Raw genomic sequence first — 22,252 nt, 5'->3', positions numbered from 1 at the left:
TGATATCCGTCTAGTGCGTGAATGAGTCCTGCTCAGTAGGCAGTGAATGGGTGTTCTTGACTGGCCAACAGAAGCGGAAACTGGCCCCACCTAATGAGCTGGCATCGACAACGAGGGTTCCCTGATAAGCCAGCGCAATAGAGTGGACGATAGCTAAGCCCAGCCCGCAGCCACCGGTTGCGCGATCACGGCTGGGGTCAAGGCGAACAAACGGCTCGAATACACGGGCGCGTTCTTCCAATGGAATTCCTGGCCCATCATCTTCCACTTGCAGGCAAGCGTTATCACCATCAAACCACAACCCAATACGCAGCCGTTGACTGGAGTAGCGCAGGGCATTGTTAACCAGATTATCCAGCACTCGCTCCATTAAACGCAGGTCAACCGCACCAAAGTCACCACGATGAGGGATATCGAGTTCAATTTCACGCTCTTGATGAATCAAGCGCATGTCCGTGACCTTGGCCGCTAACCATTCGGGTAAATCGATAGGTTCGAGATTAAGCGAAACTTGTGGTCGATCCAGGCGCGCATAGGTGAGAAGTTCATCAATTAGCGCTTCTAACTGGCCAATATCATGATTCAACGCCTGATGCTCACTTTCAGTCAGGTTATCGCTCATGGCTAAACGATAACGCAGGCGTACCAGTGGAGTGCGTAATTCGTGGGCAATACCGTCAATAAGCAGTTTCTTGCTGACAATCAAGGTATTGATATTATCCGCCATTTGATTAAATGCCACCCCCAACCGATTAAGGCTGGATGTGGGATCAAAATGTGTGCGCTCATCGAGATAGCCGGCTCCCAAGCGCTGGGCGGCATTCTCCAATTTAAGCAGATCTTTCCAGTGCGGCCGCATCCAAAGAAACACCGGTAACGCTAAAGACAGGCCAATCAGAAGTAGCAAGGCTAAGTCGAGCAACCGCATTTGATGCAGATAAAACAGATAAGGCACTGGGCCGACAGCAAGGACATAGTGGCTGCGCGGAATACGTTGTAAAAAGGTATATTCATCATCTAAGGCAATAATTTCGCCCGCCCGCAGGCGCTTATTCAGGCGCTCACCGAGATCACGTTTATCTAATGGTTCTATATGCAGTTGAAAGGACAGGTTTAAATCCAGCGTGGCAATGGTTTTATTCCAATCTTTTAGCGGAATTTCCCGCAATTCGCTGCGCATCAATGACAACGAGCTTTTCATCAAATCGTCCAATGATTGGCGACCCGCTCGTTCTGCGGTGATTTTGTAGACCAGCCCGACCAACATCGCCATCACCATAAAGCAGACGAAGAGCAATAAGAAAAACTGAATAAAGAGCTTTCTCATTGCTGCATTGACTCCCAGGCATTGGGCGCAAACAGATAACCTTTATTGCGTACTGTCTTGATGCGAAACGGTTCAAGGGCATTGTCATAGAGCTTGCGGCGTAAGCGGGAGATAGCAACATCAATGCTGCGATCCATTCCGTCATAACTGACACCGCGCAGATTCTTCAGCAGAGCTTCCCTATCCATAATGATTCCGGCATGAGTTGCCAACTCCCATAGCAAATCGAAATCAGATGTTGATAAGATAATTTCTTCATCACTGAGATTTACTTGTCGATTCACCGGGTCAATACACAGCAGGCCAAAGTGAATCGCATTATGATTGGTCAGCACCGGGCTGAGGGGGTCTTTGGTCTGCTGCTGGTGTTGCCGCAGATGTAAGCGCAATCGGGCCAACAGTACCGCCGGGGGCGTGGTCTTCAAAATGTAGTCATTTGCGCCCATCTCAAGGGAGAGAATATGGTTCATATCACTGTCCAGTGAGGTCAGTAATACGATGGGGCCGTCATAGTTTGGCCGAAGATCGCGGCAGAGCGTCATGCCATCTTTGCCGGGCAACATGATATCAAGCAGCACCAGATCCGGTGCTTGTTGTTCAATAACCGCTTGTGCCGTATCACCGCGTGGCTCAACCAAAACATCAATGTCATGTTTGCCAAGATAGGCCGCAATCAGTTTTCCGACCTCCGGGTCGTCTTCCACAAAAACAATTTTGGTCATGATTTTCAGTTTATAAAAGTATCAGGATTCAGCATAGCGTGCTGTTGGTGGCAATGCTACGGACAGTAACGCATTATGCCGGTTAATTAAGACAAGTGACTGACTGCTAGACAACAGGCAAATTATTTCATTATATTAATGAAATTGATTTCATCGTCATCTCTATTTGTTGCGCCTACCGTTTATAGTTCAATACCTGAGATTAATGAATACCTGAGATTAATGAATACCTGAGATTAATAAACACCTGAAACTAATGAATAGTTGTATTGTTCAACCGAGGACTAAGGGATGAGTGGCGAACACGTCAGCGCACCACCGTACGGTGAAAAAGTCTGCTTTGATTACACTGAGTTTCTTGCAATATCATGTAAAAAACGCTGGAGTTTTATCGAGGCTATTTATGGCGTGATGCCAATTTTTGGCATGGTAGTGAAGGCGCAAAATGCGTTGGAAAGGACACCACAGGAGCAACTTACTGCGTTAGCGCTACAGGTTTTATCAACTCAACTCAGTGATGAAACCAATATTATTCGGTTAATTCGGCTGGCTGAACAGCAGGGCATCACGGCTTTGGATATCCAATTACCCTACCCGCTGGAAACGACTCAAATTGGGGCAATTAAGCAGCGGTTCCCAACATCAATGGGGCTGAGTCAGAAGGGGGAATGTCTGTCGGTAAATTTATCTCTGGTCGCAGAGCCGTTATGATGACTTTGCTCATTCGCAATGGACAGGCTGTTTTGGCGTGATTGACGTTTGATGACCAAAACACCCCGAGCCTGCCCATCTGCATTATCGTTTTTGCTTAATGCATCATCAGCCAGGTGGCGGGAACCGTGGCGATGAGCACCAGAGAGATTGCGGCTCGCTCTAATTTATTTAGCAGTTTAAGCCCTTCATGCCCTCTGCGTGCATAAATAAACACCAACAACCCAGGGGCGTACAACAGCACCGACAGTAATAGATACAGCAATCCGGCGGCGTAAATTAGCCATAAACCATACAAACATGCGCCACTGGCGGCCACAATTAAACGCCAGTCTTGACGTTTCAATGCCACCTTAAATAAGAAGGCACCCACCAGAAAATAGGGTATCAGGATCATTTCTGAAGCAATGGTGAGTAAGGTATTGTAATTGCTGCCGGTCAGCCAGATCAGAATAAGCGCCACCTGAACCGCACAGTTGGTCAACCACAGCGAGGGTGCCGGTGCGCTGTTCTTATTTTGATGACGGAAAACTTTCGGGAATGCACCATGTTTCGCCGCAACCATCGGCACTTCTGCCGCCATAATGGTCCAGCTTAGGTAAGCACCACAAACGGAAATAATCAGCCCGGTCGCGATAATTAGCTCACCCCACGGGCCAATCATTTCAACCATAATGCCTGCCATTGAGGGGTTGCGCATCGCCGCGAGTTCCGCGCGCGGAACAACACCAAGTGACAATAAGGTAATCAGCAAATAGACACTGAGAGCTGACAGTACCGCCAACATGGTGGCGCGCCCGACATCTTTCTTGTTCCGCGCCCTGGCGGATACCACCACCGCACCTTCCACGCCAATAAAGACCCAAAGCGTAATCAACATCGTGTCTTTAACTTGCTGCCAGACCGGGGTATGCAAGGCGATGCCGGTAAAGTCAAAAGTAAATGTATCAAGACTGAATGCCAGCCCTGCCAAAACAATAAAACCACCAATCGGCAACAGTTTTGCCAGCGTCGCCGCCAAATTAATGCTGGCCGCGGTCTGAACGCCACGCAAGACCAGCGCATGGACTAGCCATAGCAGGCAAGATGCGCCCAGCAATGCCTGCCAGGTATTGCCTTCACCAAAAATGATGCTGCCCGTCTTATCGGTAAAGAAACTTAAGGCGGCAAAAACAATCACTAAATATGAGACGTTGGCGATCACCGCACACAGCCAATAACCCCACGCAGAGAAAAAACCAATCAGATCACCAAAACCCTCTTTGGCATAGGTAAATATTCCGCCATCGAGATCAGGGCGCAGCCGTGTTAGCAACAGCATGGCAAACGCAAGGAAGATGATTCCAACGCCGGTAATACTCCAGCCGATAAGCAGCGCCGCTGGGCTGGCCACTTCAGCCATGTTCTGCGGCAAACTAAAAACACCTGCTCCCAGCATTGAGCTGAGGACCAGCGCCGTCAGCGCGGTCAGACCGAGTTTTTTTTCCAATGAGGGTTCCTGATTTTAAAGTATTAATGAATGGTGACTGACTTGTTAGCAGCATTATATGAGGCGAATTCAATAATGCTTGACAGATAATAGCCCCAAAATTTTCGGGAGATTTTACGGAGTGAGGGGGGATCATGCAATGATTGGTTATGCGATTTAGGCAAAAAATTATTCAGTCGCATCGGATAGGCTAAGTAACAGAAATAACAAAGGCAGCACTGGGCTGCCTTTGGGATGACTTTACGCTGATTATTTAAACAAATCAGCGCTAACGGAGAGGTTGCCACCGCTTTGGTTCTGCCACTGGCGGGTAATATGATAATACTTCGCGCCTTTGGCCGCAGCACGCTTGGCCACTTCATGAGACACATCGGTCATGCTGTTATAGTGACCGCTAAAGCTAACGGAATCAAAGGGCACCATCTGAGCGGCGGTGGTGTTATTCAATTCCTGGATCTCAGAACCATCAGGAAGCGTTACAGTGTAACGCTTGCCGGTGGAGGATTGTGTCTCAAAGAAACGGCCAACATCAGCACTTGGCGTACCGGAAGAGGCCACACCCGGAATTTCAACATTAGCGGCGGCGGCACCGCCTGCGGCCAGTGCAGCACGGCCAGCCTCTGAATCGGCAGGGATAACATCCGGGCTTTGAACAACACGCTTGGCGGCATCCGCTTTATAAATATATGCCGTCACAAACTGGTTGCCGCCTTGGTTAGCATCAACCTGACGCACGATAAAGAAGGAGTACGCGCCTTTCTCTTTTGCTGCTTTGGAAATGGCATCGCTGATATCAGGCTGGCTGCGGAAGAAGCCGCTGACAGACACGGTATCGTAAGGCTGAAGTGTATAGGCTTCAGTTTTTGGCAATTCTTTAACGCCATTAAAGACGCGATACTGAGTCTCTTTGCTGACTTCAGCGGCATCTTTATGATAAACATCGGCCGTTACACGCCAGTTGCCGCCATTGTTGTTGCTGTTAATATCTTGGATATAGAAGGAATCGGCACCCAACTTGTCAGCACGACGCGATATCGCATCTGCTGCTTCATTGATTGCATTAAATCTGCCTGTAATAGTAATGCGATCAAACGGCTTAATGGCTGCTGCTCGCTCTGGTGTTAACTCTTTTGCCGCATGAGCAGCAGAAAGAACCGTGAGCGATAGCAATGCCGATGCGATGACCGTGTATTTCAGCTTCATAAAAAATCCTTTCGCCTTGCGCATTAACGTTAATACGTGCGGAACAATTGATGTGTAACAGAATAGCAGATGATTATTACATGTAATAATGGCAAGTGTCTCAGCAATTTATATGACCAAATGTAGTAATCGTGACGTCTTGCTCAACAATACGTTACCTCAACAATAGAGTATAGCTTTACGAATAATGGTTTTAACGTCATAAGTGCTAATTATTTACATTTTACTAACCTGGGGCCGCATCCTGATTGGGCTGCTTGATCTTCCAGCGGAAGGTTAATTTGGTTCAAAGTTGCAGGACAAGCCGCTGGTAAATGTTATTTTTATAGTGAATTATACAGTGTTCTTTCCACCTGCCAGTTTTAGTGCAAAAACTGCATCACAAGTGCATACAAATATGGATCATCGGTCACATTTTCAGTAGGTTATAGGGAGCTGAAACGCAGCAGGTTTTGCCAGTAACCAAACAGATAGCAATTATATCAAAGACAAGTAAAAGGGATCATTATGCGTATTGGTGTACCAAGAGAGCGGTTGGCCAATGAAGCCCGTGTTGCAGCAACGCCGAAAACGGTGGAACAACTGCTGAAATTAGGCTTCACCGTGGCGATTGAAAGCGGAGCTGGCCATTTAGCCAGTTTTGACGATGCGGCGTACCAGGAAGTGGGTGCCACCATTACGGATACCACCGATGTGTGGCAATCCGATATTATCCTCAAAGTGAATGCGCCTCTTGAGGGCGAAATTCCTCTGATGCGGGCGGGGAGCACGTTGGTCAGCTTTATCTGGCCAGCTCAGAACCCTGAACTGCTGCAAACGTTGGCAGAGCGTCAGGTCACGGTCTTGGCAATGGATTCCGTGCCGCGTATTTCTCGCGCACAATCGATGGATGCACTCAGTTCGATGGCTAACATCGCCGGATACCGTGCCATCGTTGAAGCCGCACACGAATTTGGCCGTTTCTTTACCGGGCAAATCACGGCTGCGGGTAAGGTTCCGCCAGCGAAAGTGATGATTATCGGGGCCGGTGTTGCTGGTTTGGCCGCTATCGGCGCGGCAGGGAGCATGGGCGCGATTGTGCGAGCCTTTGATACCCGTCCGGAAGTAAAAGAACAAGTCCAAAGCATGGGGGCTGAGTTCCTCGAGCTGGATTTTGAAGAAGAAGCGGGCAGTGGTGACGGCTACGCCAAAGTGATGTCCGAAGCCTTTATCAATGCTGAGATGGCGCTGTTTGCTGCGCAAGCGGCTGAAGTCGATATTATTGTTACCACCGCACTCATTCCCGGCAAACCCGCACCACGGCTGATAACCAAAGAGATGGTGGCGTCAATGAAGGCCGGCAGTGTGATTGTCGATTTGGCGGCCCAAACCGGGGGTAACTGTGAATTGACAGTGGCCGATAAAGTGACGGTGACTGAAAATGGCGTGAAAATCATCGGTTACACCGATTTGCCTAGTCGCTTACCAACACAGTCATCTCAGCTTTATGGCACTAACCTGGTTAACTTGCTCAAATTGCTCTGCAAAGAGAAAAATGGCGAGATAGAGATTGATTTTGAAGATACGGTTATCCGCGGTGTTACGGTGGTGAAAACCGGTGAAGTGACCTGGCCGGCCCCACCGATTCAGGTTTCAGCACAGCCGCAGGCGGCTAAAGCCGTACCACTAGTAAAAGAAGAGGCAAAACCGGCCTCTCCGTGGACCAAATATATCGTTATGGCGATAGCCATTGTGTTGTTTGGCTGGCTGGCGAATGTGGCACCGAAAGAGTTCTTATCTCACTTTACCGTATTTGCACTGGCGTGCGTGGTCGGTTACTACGTGGTTTGGAATGTGAGCCACGCACTGCATACACCGCTGATGTCCGTTACCAATGCGATTTCGGGCATTATTGTGGTCGGCGCATTGTTGCAAATTGGTCACGGCGGCTGGGTGAGTTTCTTATCCTTTATTGCCGTACTGATTGCCAGTATCAACATTTTTGGTGGCTTCACCGTCACCCAGCGTATGCTGAAAATGTTCCGTAAAAACTAGGTTATATATCCGTTAGGCTTATATAAAAAACCAAGTTGATAAACACAATGAAGGGGTAACTGATGTCTAGTGGTCTCGTTACAGCTGCGTACATCGTTGCTGCGATTTTATTTATTTTTAGTTTGGCTGGGCTGTCGCGCCACGAAACATCCAAACGAGGTAATACGTTCGGCATTACCGGTATGGCCATCGCGCTGATTGCCACCATTCTGGGGCCGGACTCAGGCAATGTTGCCTGGATTATCATAGCTATGGTGATTGGTGGTGCGATTGGTATTTATCTGGCAAAGAAAGTCGAAATGACTGAAATGCCAGAGCTGGTCGCTATCCTGCACAGCTTTGTGGGCCTGGCGGCGGTGCTGGTTGGCTTTAACAGCTATCTGGATCACGGCACCACGGTAATGGATGCGGTGATGGTGAATATTCACCTGACCGAAGTGTTCTTGGGTATCTTTATCGGTGCGGTGACATTTACGGGTTCTATTGTTGCTTTCGGTAAGTTACGCGGGATTATTTCATCCAAGCCATTGATGCTGCCGCAACGCCATAAACTGAATTTGGCGGCGTTGGTGGTTTCATTCCTGTTGATGATTCTGTTTGTTAAAACTGACAGTGTGGCGCTGCAAGTGGTCGCATTGCTGTTGATGACCGTCATTGCGCTCGGTTTTGGCTGGCACTTGGTCGCGTCTATCGGCGGTGCCGACATGCCAGTAGTAGTGTCGATGCTGAACTCCTACTCTGGCTGGGCCGCCGCCGCCGCCGGTTTCATGTTAAGCAACGACTTGCTGATCGTGACCGGTGCTTTGGTCGGTTCTTCTGGTGCCATTCTGTCTTACATCATGTGTAAAGCGATGAACCGTTCGTTTATCAGCGTGATTGCCGGTGGTTTCGGCACCGATGGTTCTTCTACCGGTAATGCGGAAGAGATGGGTGAATACCGTGAGACAAACGCAGAAGAAGTGGCTGATCTGCTGAAAAATGCCAGCTCTGTAATCATCACTCCAGGCTATGGTATGGCAGTTGCACAGGCGCAGTATCCGGTGGCTGAAATTACGGCAAAACTGCAAGCCCGTGGCATCAAAGTTCGCTTTGGTATCCACCCGGTAGCAGGGCGCTTACCCGGCCACATGAATGTATTATTGGCCGAAGCCAAAGTCCCTTACGACGTGGTACTGGAGATGGACGAAATCAACGACGATTTCCCAGGTACTGATGTGGTATTGGTGATTGGCGCCAACGACACCGTAAACCCGGCAGCACTGGAAGATCCACGCAGCCCGATTGCTGGCATGCCAGTATTGGAAGTGTGGAAAGCGCAAAGTGTGATTGCCTTTAAACGTTCAATGAATACCGGTTATGCCGGCGTGCAAAACCCATTGTTCTTTAAAGAAAATACCCAGATGTTGTTTGGCGATGCCAAAGACAGCGTGGAAGCAATTTTACGCGCACTGTAAGGGTGATGTCGTTTCTGATTAAGGGCCACTGCGGTGGCCCTTATTTTTTGCGTTGCAATGTGGATTAGACTAACAAGCCAGGGCTATTCAGCATCCTCCAGATCTTCATTACCTTCTATCGGGCAGGTAAATCCTTCTGGTTTAATCGCCAGCAAATCACATTTAAGATGGTCGATCACATGTTCGGTGGTATTACCGATAAAGGCCGCCGATAGACCGGTACGCCCCAGTGTACCTAATACCACAACCCCCGCTTGTAGCTGCTGCGCCAGGTCAGGGATTACCTCTTCAGGCAACCCTTTCTCCACATGAGTGAATTTCTCATCAATACCAAACTGCTGACGTAAGGCTTTCATCGCCACCAGATGTTGACCACGAATCGCATCGTTATAAACGCTGGGGTCAAAATCAGGTAACTCAATGGCAATATTGATTGGCGTAACCGGATAAGCACTGATCAGATGCACCTGCGTTGGGTGGGTTTGGTGGGTTTTATTGAGATTTTCAGCCAGCTCGGTGGTTTCTTTAACCAGCCGTAGGTTGAGTGGGTCATGCAGTGGATCTTCACTTGAGAGATTGACCGCAACCAGGGCTGAACCACCTTCGGGCCACGGCTGGTCTTTCACCATCCATACCGGGCAGGGGCATTTACGTAATAAATGCCAGTCAGTTGGCGTGAAGATAATAGATTCCAGCCGATCGTGTTGATGGGCCATTTTTTAGCAGCAAATCATGCCTGGCATTCAACACTTCCTGAATGATGGCTTCATAAGGACGGTTATGCCAAACCACTTTGATTTCAATCGGCACACCAGCATCAATGTAAAAACGACACTGCTCACTTATCCAGGCAGAACGTTGGCTAATCACCCCTTTACGCATAGCCGTGCGCTCATCAGGTGACAACAGGGTCGTCATGTCATAGGACAAGTCATAAATAGCCAAAAATGCTTTGATCCTGCCACCATTATGTTGCACCAGGTAAACCGCACGTCTTAATGCCGGTTGATCATCCTGATTGGGGTCAATAGCAATCAGAATATTCTGATACTTTGCCATAGAGTCTCCTTACTACCGAGAATTAACAGTTTGTTAGTTAAAGAGTAAACCATGAAAGGGAAAGAGAACAGGTGGGAGATCAAACCAGGCCAATAAATATATCCGTCATCTTTCAAGTTGCAGATCTATTGGCTTCTCTTGTTTGCCGCCTTCCTGCAACTTGAAATCTATAGGATATATACTTATCGGGTTTCTATTTTATTACAGGCCGGGGCGTGGATTACCGGCCAGTTGTGCCAAGGCTTCGGTATTCTCAATGGTGATATATTTACCTTTCACACTCAGAATATCGCTTTTCTGGAAACGGCCCAGTAAACGGCTAATCGTTTCTACGGTAAGACCTAAATAGTTACCGATATCACCACGGGTCATGGTGAGACGGAACTCACGCGGTGAGAAGCCACGCTGTGCAAAGCGGCGGGAGAGGTTGTAGATAAATGCGGCCAGACGTTCTTCAGCATTCTTTTTAGAAAGTAGCAGGATCATATCTTGATCGCTTTTAATTTCTCCGCTCATAAGCCGCATCATTTGCTGACGCAGATTGGGCATCTTGCCGGATAAATCATCCAGCGTATCAAATGGAATTTCACATACCATTGATGTTTCTAATGCCTGAGCAAAACTGGGATGTTGCAGATTACTGATAGCATCAAAACCGACCAAGTCACCCGCCAGATGGAAACCGGTGATTTGTTCATCACCTTCTTCGGTAATGGTGTAGCTTTTAATGGTCCCGGAGCGGATAGCATACAGCGATTTCAGTTCATCACCGGCTTTAAACAGCGCCTGTCCTTTCTGAATAGGCTTTTTCCTTTCAATGATATTGTCGAGCTGATCCAGCTCGTTCTCATTCAAGGTAAACGGAATACAGAGCTGACTGATACTGCAATCCTGACAGTGAATTGCACAACCACCAGACTGGATACGTCGGATAACGCGTTTTTCCGGGATCATAGGGTATTCCCATTAATATTGATATGCGTCAATTTTAACATCTTTTCTGACGTCTGATAAGAGCAACGATAGTTAGCACGCTAAAATATAACCCTCATGCATTAATAACCCCCGTTTTCGTTCTACACCACCGGCGTATCCGGTCAAATTGCCGTGCGAGCCGATCACCCGATGGCAAGGGACAACAATAGAGATAGGATTCAATCCATTAGCCATGCCGACGGCGCGGGAAGCGGTAGGGCGATTTATTCTTTTTGCCAGCTCACCGTAACTGATGGTTTCGCCACAAGGAATTTTGCGCAGTTCTTGCCACACCTGACGTTGAAAATCCGTTCCGGCTGTTCTCACCGGCAAGTCATCGATAATGTGCAATTCACCTGCGAAATAGCGCTGGATGCTGTCACTTAGCCCCCCTGGATTGCGGCTTTCAGCTAAGGTAAACGCGTTCGCACCATAGTGGTTGTGTAGTAACTTCATCAGGCGTTCATAATGGTCGGTCCAATCAATGGCACGGAGCCGGTTTTCTTCATCAGCAATCAGCAGCAACTCACCGAGTGGCGTCGCCATTTTATCAATCAAAAACGTTTCCATAAGTCTCCGATGTGGTGTGGCTCAGGGCAGCTTATGCGCAATTATCACATGAAATAGGGCATCAGCAGATGACAATTTAGAGAGTTCTGCAAAAGTTTGTCGCAGTAAATGATGCGCTTTGCTCCAATGACGTTGTCAGACTCATGACCAGCAGCAATTAATTGGATATTATCGATTGTAAAAGTCATTTTATTCAGCGCACAACATTAAGGTGATCATCACATGGAATCGAAACCGGCGCGCATTCTGATCAGTGCCTGCTTGATGGGCAAACCCGTGCGTTATAACGCCACCGCTTTGTCAGTCAGTGACGAAATTATCCAGCGCTGGCAAACTGAGGGGCGGTTGGTGCTTGTTTGTCCTGAGTTGTCCGCAGGGATGCCGGTTCCACGCCCGGCGGCGGAAATTCAACAAGGTCATGGTGAGGCCGTGTTACAAGGGCAGGCTCGCGTGATTGAGCAGTGGGGGAACGACGTGAGTCGCGAGTTCCTGCAAGGCGCTTATCAGACATTGGAATTAGCACAAAAGCACCATTGTGCCGTGGCGATTTTGACCGAAGGCAGCCCATCGTGTGGCAGTAGCCGTATCTATGACGGTAATTTCAGTGGGTCGCAACGGGCAGGTCAGGGCGTGACGACGGCATTACTGCGACGACATGGCATCAGGGTGTTCAGTCATCATCAGCTCCAACAGGCAGACGATTTTTTGCGAAACGCCTCACATAACCCGCTCAATAATTAACCGAATGTCATAAAATACCGCTATACTGTATAAATAAACAGTATCACCACGAAGTCGCATTTTTGGTCATTTTATTTTGTTGAAACCATTAAGTCGAGGTAGCGATATGACATTCAAAATAGTAGAAAAACAACCACTGAAAATAGTAGGGATTCGTGTCGTTGGCCCTTATCACGAAACTATCCCTCAAGGTTTTAAACAGCTCTCAACACTCTATACCCAACACCAAATCCCCGCCAAAGATTGGCTGGCTCTCTATTGGGATAACCCTGAGGTCAATCCGCCGGCAGCGTTGCGTGCTGATGTTTCACTTTCTGTTGCCGCCGATTATGTTTTGCCGCCTGAACTGAGTGATCAACTGCAACAGCAAGTTATTCCTGCTGGCATGTATGCGGTTTATCATGCCCGAGTCACCGATGATGATTACGCCAAAGCGTGGAGCGAATTGTACAACCTGCATCTGCCACAGAGCGGTTATCGCCCTGCAAAAGGGGCTTGCTATGAGGTTTACCTCAATGACGGTATCACTGATGGCTATTTTGATATCGATATTTATCAGTCTGTAGAAAAAGCAGAATAAGTTGGGTGTCAATTAGTTTGGTATAAATTAATTGAGGGCAGCCGTTCCAGCGAGTTCGGCTGCTACGTTTTGAGTGATTCAGTGATGAGTTGATGAGGTAATGGATTGCGCAATAATTAAGGCTAACTGTCATAAAAACGTCATTGGTATGTTCTAGTATCCGTTGTAACCCATTAATACAAATTGTATTACTGTTTTACAACAAGGAATTATATCGATGCAGAACCGCGTATCCACTCTGTCAGGCATAGCGCTATCTACTCTGTTATTGTCCAGCGCTCTGTTTACTCCCAATGCCATTGCTGCCGCCACAGGGTTATATGACCGTGCCGCTCAAGGCGATGTTACCCAGTTTGGCGGCGCACGCCGTTTGACCGGGGACCAGACTCAGGCACTTCGTGATTCGTTGTCTAACAAAACGGTAAAAAATATCATTTTGCTGATTGGTGATGGCATGGGTGATTCAGAGATAACCTCGGCTCGTAACTATGCAATGGGTGCCGGTGGTTTCTTTAAAGGAATCGATGCGTTGCCGCTGACAGGGCAATACACCCACTATTCGTTAGATAAGAAAACGCAGAAACCGGATTACGTGACAGATTCTGCGGCCTCTGCCACCGCATGGTCATCCGGTGTGAAAACCTACAATGGCGCGTTAGGGGTTGATGTGTTTGGTAAAGACCACGTTACTATTCTGGAATTAGCCCAAAAAGCGGGTAAAGCGACCGGCAACGTGTCGACGGCTGAGTTGCAAGACGCAACACCTGCGGCCCAGTTTGCCCATGTCACTGGGCGCAAATGCTATGGCCCAGAAGAAACCAGCGAAAAATGCGCGACCAATGCGCTGGAAAATGGCGGTCGCGGTTCCATTACGGAACAAATGATTGCCGGGCGTGCGGATGTCACGTTGGGCGGTGGGGCAAAATCCTTCAATCAGCTGGCTAAAGCCGGTGAATGGCAAGATAAATCCTTGCGTGATCAGGCGCTGGCTCGCGGTTATGTCATCGTCGAAAACCTTGATGAGCTGAAGGCGATAAAACAGGCAGATCAGCAAAAGCCCCTATTAGGGTTATTCAGTCCAGGTAATATGCCGGTACGCTGGCAGGGGCCGAAGGCTTCTTATCACGGTAATTTGGATAAACCGCCCGTGGTTTGTGAGAACAACGCCGAACGCACCAAAGACATACCAACCTTGGCTGTCATGACAGAAAAAGCGATTGATCTGTTGAAAAACAATGAAAAAGGCTTTTTCTTACAAGTTGAAGGGGCATCAATTGATAAGCAAGACCATGCGGCTAACCCGTGTGGGCAGTTTGGCGAAACTGTCGATCTGGATGAAGCGGTACAAAAAGCCTTGGCATTCGCACGGGCTGACGGCAATACACTGGTGATTGTGACTGCCGACCATGCTCACTCTAGCCAAATTATTGAAGCGGATGCCAAAGCGCCTGGCCTAACACAGGCTTTAACCACCAAAGATGGGGCAGTGATGGCAATCAGTTACGGAAACTCTGAGGATGACTCTCAGGGGCATACCGGAACTCAATTGCGCATAGCCGCTTATGGTCCCCATGCAGCAAATGTGGTTGGTCTGACTGACCAAACGGATCTGTTCTTCACCATGCGCGATGCGATGGCACTGAAATAAGTACCGCACATTAATAGTGTGTTGAGGTTATTGACAACCTGTGCGGTACAGAGCGAATAGGCCGATCATAAAGACGCCGCAAAATCATCGCTGATGGTGCGGACGTTTTACTCTTCGAGCTATCGACACCGTTTAAGAGCGTATCGTCGATATTTGTCAGCCGTCTGGTTATGGCGATTCTTCATTAATCCCGGAGCACTTTAGCCGGGATTTTTTACGTTGATGTTTTGACGGGCAGGGAGTTTGTCTACTGTGCGAGTCTTTACTAGCTGAATTCAGCGTCAACTGGCATAATTGTTTTATTCCATGTTTTTCCCTCCAACGCGGTGGGGAAGTGATATAAAATATAATTCTGACTTATTATTTAACCTCTATTTTGTACTTAAGTGCAATTAATAGGGGGGGCCGTTGTGTATTACCCAGAAATATCGGCACAAAAGAATTATTTATTAAATATTGCCCTTAACGGCAGCATAAAAATGACTATTTTAAGATAGGAGCATATAAACCATCGTGGCGAAGAAAAAATCGACGGGTACCGGCTGGGTTATCTTATTGGTAGTCGTTTTAGGGCTGTTCACCGGTATCCCAAGAGAGACGTGGATTGCGTTAAGTGCGGCTATCTTATGTCTGTTTTTTGTCTGGCAAAATCTTAAAGAGGCTACACCTCATGCCGGGCCGCCTATCACGCCGGATATGCACAAAGTCTCTACAATCCCGGACTTGGGGGGCTACCCGTTAACTGTGTCCCCCACGCAAGCGGTAGAAACGCCAGAAGATATCTCATCCCAACGCGAGCAGGCGGCTGATAAACTAAAAGCAAAACAAGCCGAAACCTCAAGAGGATCGTTGGCTCGCGCATCGTGGCTGCGGCCCGGTGAATTGGCTGTGGTTGCCGGGTTAAGTTTGCCAGATGGCATGATTTATATCGGTAATAAATACAAAAGTAACCGCACCGGTGCGGAGCCTGCCTTTATTAACCCTTCAATGGATGTAGCCAGCGAAGAAATAGATATCTCCCTACCGTTGACCGATAACACACCTGATTATTCAACGTGCAGCCCAGAGGCAAGAAGAGCTTATTTGCAGTGGCTATCGGAAGGGCGTAAATCTCCTACAGCGCATATAGGTTATGTCTTTTTATTCTTCTATGGCCTGGAACACCGGGTATTGATTGATGCAGGTATAGACACAACGGCAAAAAAAGAACTTCCCATTATTGAAATTGAAATTAATCGTCTATTAAATATATATGGGAAACATAATGCATTTAACCATTATGCTCAGAATTTATTAGTTTATATTGCCAGAGTGAATATAGAGCAGAAGCTCTATCTTTCTCCGCCGCCACTCAGTCGCGATGCGTCCACCGAGTTGCCATTGGCATTACTGGTCGGTTTAGGGCAATTGGCCGTTGACCAGAAGCCGCTCCCTGCGTCGTGGGCATTGGCTTGGGGTGAAGCAGACCCGGCAATCAATCAAGCTACGTCTATGGCGCATTGCGCTGACGTTTTTTCTCAACTTTTCCAACAACGTTATCAGGCGCAGTACGGAGATGGGTTTTTATTGTCGGTCAATAAAACGAAGTTGCAGGTTTTCTATCGACCGGCCTCCGCAGGGTTAATGGGGCAAGAATTTTTCCACCAGATAGGCGATCTGCCGAATGTTGCAGTGTGCAAATCGCATCGCGATAAACTGCGTTCAATCTTTGAAACATGCCAAAAAGATCTTGATATCTATAACCGCTTTGCCAGCGTCAATCCGCAGAAAAAGAGCACATTAGAAGGGCAATTATTACTGCCCATGCCATTGTGGTCTGAGGCACTAAAAACAGAACTGGAGAGTATTAAGGCCAGAGTGGGCTATGGTTTGTTACTCACCACTCTGGATGAGATTTTTACCCGGCTCAGTATCGCTTGTGCGACCAAACCGCCAGAACGGCTATCTCGTAGCCAGGTGATGGCATTAAGTTATGCGTTAGCCTCGTTGCAAGTTGGTATTGAGCCGGATGTGCGCGCGGATAATCGCACGCCAACCTTGCAAGATACGGTGGCGCTATTCCCTATTGAATCAATGTTGGCCGAATCGGCAAGTTTTGCCGCTTACCGTGTCACCATGTTGGCCGTGGAGCTGGCCTGTGCCGCAGTGATGATTGATGGGCGTATCGCAGAGCCGGAATCAATAATATTGACCAGACATATTGATGCCTGGAGTTATCTTAGCCCCGGTCAGCGAATGCGCTTGAAAGCTTATTTACAGCCAGGGATCAGAAAGAGCAATACCTTGCTGGCGTTGAAGAATAATTTGGAACCGCTGTCGGTGGAAAACCGCCGGGCGATTGCCCGTTTTCTGGCTCATCTGATTCAGGCCGAAGGGACGATTACACCGCAAGAAGTGCAGTTCCTTGAACGGGTTTATAAGCGTTTTGCCCTGGATAGCAAACTGGTCTATAGCGATCTTGATAGTCGTGCGACGCCAATGACATTGAGCCTGCCCGCACCCACCTCTGAAGTAATTAATGACACTGATCGCGTAAACCTACTCAAAAACGAAAGTCAGGCGTTAGTTGAACGGCTTGAAACGCTTTTTGCCACTGAAACTGTGGCCGCACCGCAAGAAGCAGAAATAAGTGCGCAATCAATGGCTGCAATTTGCGCAGAGATGAAAGCAGACAGCATAACCTTCTTGAAACTATTGATCTCTCGTGACGCCTGGCAACGTGAAAAATTAGCGGATATTGCGGCAGATATGGAAATTAAACTTGATGACGTGCTGATTGAAATTAACCGAAAAGTGTTGGCCGCATTTGATAGTCCACTGATCACTGGCGATGCTATTGTTATGATTAATCGTGAAATATCAGCAGCATTGATGATTTAAGGCGGGAAAGCAAACCACAATAACCTCACTTGAGCTGGCTCACAATAATCGCTACCATAGCGCGCTTAATGATGTCAGAGAGATAATCGTCATGAAATACCAATGGATACTGTTCGACGCGGATGAAACACTTTTTCACTTTGATGCTTATCAAGGGTTGAAACTGATGTTTTCGCGCTTTAATGTAGAGTTTTCCGTACAGGATTTCGATTATTATCAATTGGTTAACCAGCCATTATGGGTTGATTATCAAAACGGCAAGATATCGGCCTCCGAGTTGCAAAATACCCGTTTTGAGATGTGGGCTGAAAAATTGGGCGTGGCAGCAACACGCCTGAACAGCGAGTTTTTGTTGGCAATGGCCGATATTTGTTCCTTATTACCCGGTGCGCGTGAGTTAGTTGATGCACTGAGGGGAAAAGTGAGTATGGGCATTATTACCAACGGTTTTACCGAACTTCAAACCCTCCGGTTAGAGCGCACAGGCTTACAAAATATCTTTTCACCTTTGATTATCTCTGAGCAAGTGGGCATAGCTAAACCTGATGTGGCGATATTCGAGCACGCTTTCAGCTTAATGAATCATCCACCTAAAGAACGTATTCTTATGGTTGGCGATAATCTTCACTCAGATATTCAAGGCGGGATTAATGCCGGAATCGATACCTGCTGGCTTAATACGCACGGTGCCGCCGCAGATAAAAATATTGCGCCGCGTTATCAGGTCAGTTCACTGGCTGAATTAAAAACATTATTATTGGCATAATTTCATTACCTTCCCGTTAAAGCAGGGTCATTGCCGCTATATTGTCAATAATGACCCTGCTCAGATAATAAGTATTCCATGCTTACCCTTGATGTGGCATTAAAGAGGGGGTGCCAACGACGGCGGGTTTCTGGCTTTGTAATGCCTGTTCATCCTGGCTGATACTGCCGCTATTAGCGGCCCAAACACCTTCTTGCGTTTTGGTAACCGCTTGATGTTGCGCATTCAAGTCTTGCCCTACTGCGGCAATATGCGTGCTTTCAGTGCTACCACTGTTATCAGCCCACGGAATTTTTGGATCGGCTGCGCGAGCGATGCTGGTGCTGGCTAACGCAATGATAGCAATAGCAAAAATAGATTTTATTTGAGTATTCATATTATATACCTGCTTATTGTGATAAATACATTTTCTGTCTCTTAACAGAACCCTCTCACCCAAGCGGATAAATGCCGGGGGAGAGAGGTAACCAGCTTAAGTTGATACCCATACCAAAATTTAGCAACGGGTGCGATACCTGACGCGTTTTATGATTAAAATGTAATCAACATTAACATTGTGTAATCTGGTGTGTGTTAGCGCGCTTGGTATTTAAAGGGGATATTGCGCGGTCTAACAGATAACCGCGCTCATAGCACTACTGCGTATTAACAGTAGTGCGGGCGACAGGCTTTCTAAAATCAGTTCAGTATTAGTGACAATGTCACTTATGATTCGCAACCAGGTCTTCTACTTGATTGAAAATCACCATTTCTGGCCCGAATCGGCGCACCGCCAGTACATCTTCCAACTTCTCTAACTGGCTGATCATTTGCAACAGACGCTGATCATCGACGACTTGTAACCAAATACGGCTTTCCTCGCCACTGGCCAAAGGCATGCATAAAATCCCTTCGACGTTAAATGCCCGGCGAGCAAATAAACCACAAATGTGGGACATAACGCCAGGGTGGTTACGCACGGTGAGAACCAGCGTGACCTGCTCTGCGTTTTTATGGGTAGCAACCTGTTGATTATTCATATTATTCGCCTCCAATCATATCGATATTTGCCGCGCCCGGAGGCACCATAGGATACACTTTTTCATCCACATCAATCAGCGCATGAATCAGTACCGGCCCTGGGCGGTTCAGGGCTTGGTGTAATGCGGCATAAGGATCGGTGGCGGTATTCAGGTCGCAAGTGGAAAAACCAAACCCTTCAGCGATATGAATGAAATTGGTGCGATAAGGGTAGTCGGCGGCAAAAATTCGTTTACCAAAGAAAAGCTCCTGTTGCTGATGAACCAGGCCCAGTGATTGGTTATTCATCAAAATAATCTTGACGTTCAGTTGTTCCTGCGCCGCGGTTGCCATCTCCTGAATATTCATCATCAAGCTACCATCGCCGGAAAAGCAGACCACTTTGGCCTGTGGTTTGGCTAACGCGGCACCCATCGCCGCAGGCAAGCCGAATCCCATCGTTCCCAGCCCGCCGGACGTCAGCCATTGCCGCGGTCGACGCAACGGATAAGCCTGTGCCACCCACATCTGATGCTGACCCACATCGGTAGTAATGATGCAGTCATCATCCAGCGCCTCGGCGGTGGCCCGAATTAAACCGTAGTGACACAAAGGGTTGCCACTATTGGGCTGATTGAATGGAAATTCACGCTGCATATCACTCACGGTAGTTCGCCACTCACTGCGGGCTTGCGCCTCGATCAGCGGTAATAAATGCGTTAATACCTGTTTAATATCTGCATTCATTGCCAAATGGGGGCGGCGGATTTTACCCAGCTCGGAGGGGTCGATATCGATATGAATAATGCTGGCATCAGGGCAGAATTGCTCGGCTTTACCGATGGCTCGATCATCAAATCGTGCGCCGAGAACAATCAATAAATCGGCTTGCTGCATAATCAGATTGGTTGAGCGCGCGGCATGCATCCCTAACATACCCAGCGACAACGGATGGTCAACCGGCATGGTGCCTAATGCCATTAAGGTCATGGTGGTTGGCAAACCTGCTTGCTCTGCCAATTGAATCGCCTGCTGATGCGCCTCTGAACTGACGATGCCCCCGCCCAGGTACAGTACCGGTCGGGCAGCACGATTAATCATGTCAGCGGCCTGAGCGATAGCGCTTAGATCAACCGGGCAAGGTTCATCCGCAACACCGGGTGCGGGCAAGGTATCTAAGTCGATTTGTGCCAATTGCACATCTTTAGGAATATCAATCCATACCGGGCCGGGGCGACCTGATTGAGCAATGCGAAACGCGGCCGGAATGACGTGTGGTAACTCACTGATATCACGTACCAGATAATTATGTTTGGTGATGGGGATCGACATGCCATAAGTATCGACCTCTTGAAAAGCGTCTGTACCTATCATGGCGGAGGAAACCTGGCCGGTGATACAAACCAGCGGGATTGAATCTAGCTTGGCATCAGCAATGGCGGTCACCAGATTGGTGGCTCCGGGACCGCTGGATGCCAGACAAACGGCCGTTTCCCCTGAGGCGCGCGCCATGCCTTGCGCCATAAAGCCCGCACCTTGTTCATGTCGCGCTAACACATGGCGAATAATACGACTTTGCCCCAGTGCATCATACAGCGGTAACGCGGCTCCACCGGGTATGCCCGCAACAGTGGTAATGCCTTGCTGTTCCAGCAAACGAACGATCAATTGGGCACCTGTATAACGCATTGTTATATCCTTCATCAGGGCCGGTGCGCTAACAGAGTGGGGCAAAAAAGAAACCCCGCTCGGCTCGCGCCGGCGGGGTTTGGGAATCTTTCTGGATTCGTTACCCGTTACGGCGCGCTGCCGACCACCACCACTAGGACGCGCACGACTACGACTGCGTCAACATGCGCAGTGTTTTGTAGTAGGGCGAAATTAGCAGTGGAATAGTTCACGGGGTATCTCATCAAGTAGTGTAATAAGCCTTGAAAGATAAACACGATTAGCCCAAAGGCACAAGCGTATAGATTAGGCAGAATGCAAAAATCCAAAGTTGATCACAGAGTTATCGACACAATAGGGTATTGCCGCTTTAATCAGAAACAAATAATACATTGTATATTAATGATATTTTTTAATTTTTGCGGCTTTAACGCCACACTGGCAAAAATAGACAAATGGGTGAGGGTAAAAACAAAACTCATTGAAAATCCAAGAGGTAACGTTTTGTTGACACTTTGTTTAAAAGCCAAACAGTAAAGTATCAATCCTTGACGTGAATGGAAACTGCTTGATAAAGCATTAGAAGGGACTTATGCATAAATTGTTACCTTGGATTTTTGTTATTGCTTTAGTGGGGTGCGGTGCGAAAAATAACCCGCACGAAATAGTCGATATCGATAACTACACATCCAGTCGCATTAATAGCATTATTGAAACACAGGCAAAAACAGCGCATAACCGCAGTGCCGGAGACGCGATCACACAGATTTCAGCCGAATTTTTAGGAACGCCTTATGAAGCTAACAGGTTAGTTGGTTCAAACACTGAACCCGAAAAGTTAGTGATAGACTTCAGAGGGTTAGACTGTTTTACCTACCTTGATTATGTTGAAGCATTGCGTAAAACCACCGCTAAATCTGACTTTATTCAACAGGTGATTCGAACACGCTATATTGATAGCAATGTAAATTATCTACATCGCAAGCACTTCTTTACCGATTGGGCCAATAGAGAACCGTTAAACGCGCAAGATGTTACTGCACAAATTAGCCCTCATGCGGTCACGATAATGAAGCATCTGAATCAGAAAAAAGCGGGTGGGGAGTTTATTCCTTCACTGGGTGTTACCCCACGGAATGTAACGTTTATACCCCCTGAGTTTATCGATGACACGGTAATCAGCCAGTTGAGATCCGGTGATTACATCGGTATCTATACCTCAATTCAAGGGTTGGATGTCACACATACCGGCATATTTATCATGACCAACAACGGGCCAATGCTGCGAAATGCATCTTCGCTGAAAGGTAATAACAAGGTTGTTGACTCACCTTTCATGGAATATGTGAAAAAAACGCCGGGTATTATTGTCCTGCGAGCCTTATAGCCGAAACTTAGGCCATCGTAGTCAGCCGCTGACCGCGAT

General features: G+C 47.8%; 18 protein-coding genes and 1 pseudogene. 9 read left to right on the top strand and 10 right to left on the bottom strand.

Features of this window, described 5'->3' with window-relative positions; translation table 11 throughout:
* Positions 1-10: 10 nt before the first annotated feature.
* Positions 11-1,327, bottom strand: a complete 1,317-nt coding sequence (gene rstB / locus YALDO0001_RS08630) for a two-component system sensor histidine kinase RstB (protein WP_042839606.1) — start codon at positions 1,325-1,327, stop codon at positions 11-13.
* Positions 1,324-2,049 carry a two-component system response regulator RstA gene (rstA, locus tag YALDO0001_RS08625; RefSeq protein ID WP_004702078.1) on the bottom strand — a complete coding sequence of 242 codons (726 nt, stop codon included), beginning with the start codon at positions 2,047-2,049 and terminating at the stop codon, positions 1,324-1,326. The genes rstB and rstA overlap by 4 nt, the downstream gene beginning before the upstream one ends.
* Positions 2,050-2,340: 291 nt before the next feature.
* Here rstA and YALDO0001_RS08620 point away from each other — a divergent pair, with 291 nt between their 5' ends.
* The gene (locus YALDO0001_RS08620) at positions 2,341-2,760 is read left to right on the top strand and encodes a hypothetical protein (protein WP_004702077.1); all 420 of its coding nucleotides are present in this window, start codon (positions 2,341-2,343) and stop codon (positions 2,758-2,760) included.
* Between the two features lie 97 nt (positions 2,761-2,857).
* Here the strand turns inward: YALDO0001_RS08620 and YALDO0001_RS08615 are convergent, their stop codons facing one another.
* Together YALDO0001_RS08615 and ydgH are read right to left on the bottom strand one after the other, a co-directional pair.
* Complete coding sequence (locus YALDO0001_RS08615) at positions 2,858-4,249, bottom strand: amino acid permease (protein WP_004702074.1); 1,392 nt, start codon at positions 4,247-4,249, stop codon at positions 2,858-2,860.
* A 249-nt stretch (positions 4,250-4,498) separates the two neighbouring features.
* Positions 4,499-5,452, bottom strand: a complete 954-nt coding sequence (gene ydgH, locus YALDO0001_RS08610; RefSeq protein ID WP_042545858.1) for a DUF1471 family protein YdgH — start codon at positions 5,450-5,452, stop codon at positions 4,499-4,501.
* Between the two features lie 507 nt (positions 5,453-5,959).
* Here ydgH and pntA point away from each other — a divergent pair.
* Complete coding sequence (gene pntA, locus YALDO0001_RS08600) at positions 5,960-7,486, top strand: Re/Si-specific NAD(P)(+) transhydrogenase subunit alpha (protein WP_004702070.1); 1,527 nt, start codon at positions 5,960-5,962, stop codon at positions 7,484-7,486.
* A gap of 62 nt (positions 7,487-7,548) precedes the next feature.
* Entirely contained in the window at positions 7,549-8,940 is a 1,392-nt protein-coding gene (pntB, locus tag YALDO0001_RS08595; RefSeq protein ID WP_042839605.1) for a Re/Si-specific NAD(P)(+) transhydrogenase subunit beta, read from the top strand.
* Between the two features lie 83 nt (positions 8,941-9,023).
* On the opposite strand, the pseudogene uspE reads toward pntB, so the two are convergent.
* The 3 genes and pseudogenes from uspE to ogt form a co-directional block, all read right to left on the bottom strand.
* A pseudogene (gene uspE, locus YALDO0001_RS08590) lies at positions 9,024-9,999 on the bottom strand (universal stress protein UspE).
* Between the two features lie 201 nt (positions 10,000-10,200).
* Positions 10,201-10,953 carry a fumarate/nitrate reduction transcriptional regulator Fnr gene (gene fnr, locus YALDO0001_RS08585; RefSeq protein WP_004702060.1) on the bottom strand — a complete coding sequence of 251 codons (753 nt, stop codon included), beginning with the start codon at positions 10,951-10,953 and terminating at the stop codon, positions 10,201-10,203.
* Between the two features lie 72 nt (positions 10,954-11,025).
* Positions 11,026-11,544: a methylated-DNA--[protein]-cysteine S-methyltransferase gene (ogt, locus tag YALDO0001_RS08580; protein WP_004702058.1), complete on the bottom strand. Its 519-nt coding sequence runs from the start codon at positions 11,542-11,544 to the stop codon at positions 11,026-11,028.
* Between the two features lie 222 nt (positions 11,545-11,766).
* Between ogt and YALDO0001_RS08575 the strand changes: the two genes are divergently transcribed.
* The 5 genes from YALDO0001_RS08575 (at position 11,767) to yjjG (ending at position 18,159) form a co-directional block, all read left to right on the top strand.
* Complete coding sequence (locus YALDO0001_RS08575) at positions 11,767-12,285, top strand: 2-thiouracil desulfurase family protein (RefSeq protein ID WP_004702057.1); 519 nt, start codon at positions 11,767-11,769, stop codon at positions 12,283-12,285.
* Positions 12,286-12,391: 106 nt separating this feature from the next.
* A complete protein-coding gene (gene sbmC / locus YALDO0001_RS08570; protein WP_004702055.1) occupies positions 12,392-12,865 on the top strand; it encodes a DNA gyrase inhibitor SbmC in 474 nt (157 codons plus the stop codon).
* Positions 12,866-13,082: 217 nt separating this feature from the next.
* Complete coding sequence (phoA, locus tag YALDO0001_RS08565; RefSeq protein ID WP_004702053.1) at positions 13,083-14,513, top strand: alkaline phosphatase; 1,431 nt, start codon at positions 13,083-13,085, stop codon at positions 14,511-14,513.
* Between the two features lie 513 nt (positions 14,514-15,026).
* On the top strand, positions 15,027-17,393 hold the full coding sequence (locus tag YALDO0001_RS08560; protein WP_004702051.1) for a tellurite resistance TerB family protein: 2,367 nt from the start codon (positions 15,027-15,029) through the stop codon (positions 17,391-17,393).
* Positions 17,394-17,484: 91 nt separating this feature from the next.
* Positions 17,485-18,159 (top strand): pyrimidine 5'-nucleotidase, encoded by a 675-nt coding sequence (gene yjjG, locus YALDO0001_RS08555; protein ID WP_004702049.1) that lies wholly within the window; start codon positions 17,485-17,487, stop codon positions 18,157-18,159.
* An 82-nt stretch (positions 18,160-18,241) separates the two neighbouring features.
* Here yjjG and YALDO0001_RS08550 read toward each other — a convergent pair whose 3' ends face one another.
* The 3 genes from YALDO0001_RS08550 to ilvB all read right to left on the bottom strand — a co-directional run bounded on the left by YALDO0001_RS08550 (position 18,242) and on the right by ilvB (position 20,847).
* The gene (locus tag YALDO0001_RS08550) at positions 18,242-18,535 is read right to left on the bottom strand and encodes a hypothetical protein (RefSeq protein WP_004702047.1); all 294 of its coding nucleotides are present in this window, start codon (positions 18,533-18,535) and stop codon (positions 18,242-18,244) included.
* A gap of 325 nt (positions 18,536-18,860) precedes the next feature.
* Positions 18,861-19,178 carry an acetolactate synthase small subunit gene (ilvN, locus tag YALDO0001_RS08545; protein ID WP_004702045.1) on the bottom strand — a complete coding sequence of 106 codons (318 nt, stop codon included), beginning with the start codon at positions 19,176-19,178 and terminating at the stop codon, positions 18,861-18,863.
* A 1-nt stretch (position 19,179) separates the two neighbouring features.
* The gene (gene ilvB, locus YALDO0001_RS08540; RefSeq protein ID WP_004702043.1) at positions 19,180-20,847 is read right to left on the bottom strand and encodes an acetolactate synthase large subunit; all 1,668 of its coding nucleotides are present in this window, start codon (positions 20,845-20,847) and stop codon (positions 19,180-19,182) included.
* A gap of 571 nt (positions 20,848-21,418) precedes the next feature.
* Here ilvB and YALDO0001_RS08530 point away from each other — a divergent pair.
* A complete protein-coding gene (locus YALDO0001_RS08530; RefSeq protein ID WP_004702039.1) occupies positions 21,419-22,213 on the top strand; it encodes a DUF1460 domain-containing protein in 795 nt (264 codons plus the stop codon).
* The last annotated feature ends 39 nt before the right edge of the window (positions 22,214-22,252 follow it).

Origin of the sequence: Yersinia aldovae ATCC 35236 (genome assembly GCF_000173735.1) — a bacterium.
In the GTDB taxonomy this organism is placed as follows: Bacteria; Pseudomonadota; Gammaproteobacteria; order Enterobacterales; family Enterobacteriaceae; genus Yersinia; species Yersinia aldovae.
This window is presented reverse-complemented; position numbering and strand designations above follow the sequence as displayed.

What these genes read in the sequence shown, in the direction of transcription:
- pntA (WP_004702070.1), top strand. Translation starts at nt 5,960, where the DNA reads ATGCGTATTGGTGTACCAAGAGAGCGGTTGGCCAATGAAGCCCGTGTT.
- YALDO0001_RS08550 (WP_004702047.1), bottom strand. Translation starts at nt 18,535, where the DNA reads ATGAATACTCAAATAAAATCTATTTTTGCTATTGCTATCATTGCGTTA.
- ogt (WP_004702058.1), bottom strand. Translation starts at nt 11,544, where the DNA reads ATGGAAACGTTTTTGATTGATAAAATGGCGACGCCACTCGGTGAGTTG.
- YALDO0001_RS08620 (WP_004702077.1), top strand. Translation starts at nt 2,341, where the DNA reads ATGAGTGGCGAACACGTCAGCGCACCACCGTACGGTGAAAAAGTCTGC.
- pntB (WP_042839605.1), top strand. Translation starts at nt 7,549, where the DNA reads ATGTCTAGTGGTCTCGTTACAGCTGCGTACATCGTTGCTGCGATTTTA.
- ilvN (WP_004702045.1), bottom strand. Translation starts at nt 19,178, where the DNA reads ATGAATAATCAACAGGTTGCTACCCATAAAAACGCAGAGCAGGTCACG.
- sbmC (WP_004702055.1), top strand. Translation starts at nt 12,392, where the DNA reads ATGACATTCAAAATAGTAGAAAAACAACCACTGAAAATAGTAGGGATT.
- rstA (WP_004702078.1), bottom strand. Translation starts at nt 2,049, where the DNA reads ATGACCAAAATTGTTTTTGTGGAAGACGACCCGGAGGTCGGAAAACTG.
- phoA (WP_004702053.1), top strand. Translation starts at nt 13,083, where the DNA reads ATGCAGAACCGCGTATCCACTCTGTCAGGCATAGCGCTATCTACTCTG.
- ydgH (WP_042545858.1), bottom strand. Translation starts at nt 5,452, where the DNA reads ATGAAGCTGAAATACACGGTCATCGCATCGGCATTGCTATCGCTCACG.
- YALDO0001_RS08575 (WP_004702057.1), top strand. Translation starts at nt 11,767, where the DNA reads ATGGAATCGAAACCGGCGCGCATTCTGATCAGTGCCTGCTTGATGGGC.
- yjjG (WP_004702049.1), top strand. Translation starts at nt 17,485, where the DNA reads ATGAAATACCAATGGATACTGTTCGACGCGGATGAAACACTTTTTCAC.
- YALDO0001_RS08530 (WP_004702039.1), top strand. Translation starts at nt 21,419, where the DNA reads ATGCATAAATTGTTACCTTGGATTTTTGTTATTGCTTTAGTGGGGTGC.
- rstB (WP_042839606.1), bottom strand. Translation starts at nt 1,327, where the DNA reads ATGAGAAAGCTCTTTATTCAGTTTTTCTTATTGCTCTTCGTCTGCTTT.
- fnr (WP_004702060.1), bottom strand. Translation starts at nt 10,953, where the DNA reads ATGATCCCGGAAAAACGCGTTATCCGACGTATCCAGTCTGGTGGTTGT.
- ilvB (WP_004702043.1), bottom strand. Translation starts at nt 20,847, where the DNA reads ATGCGTTATACAGGTGCCCAATTGATCGTTCGTTTGCTGGAACAGCAA.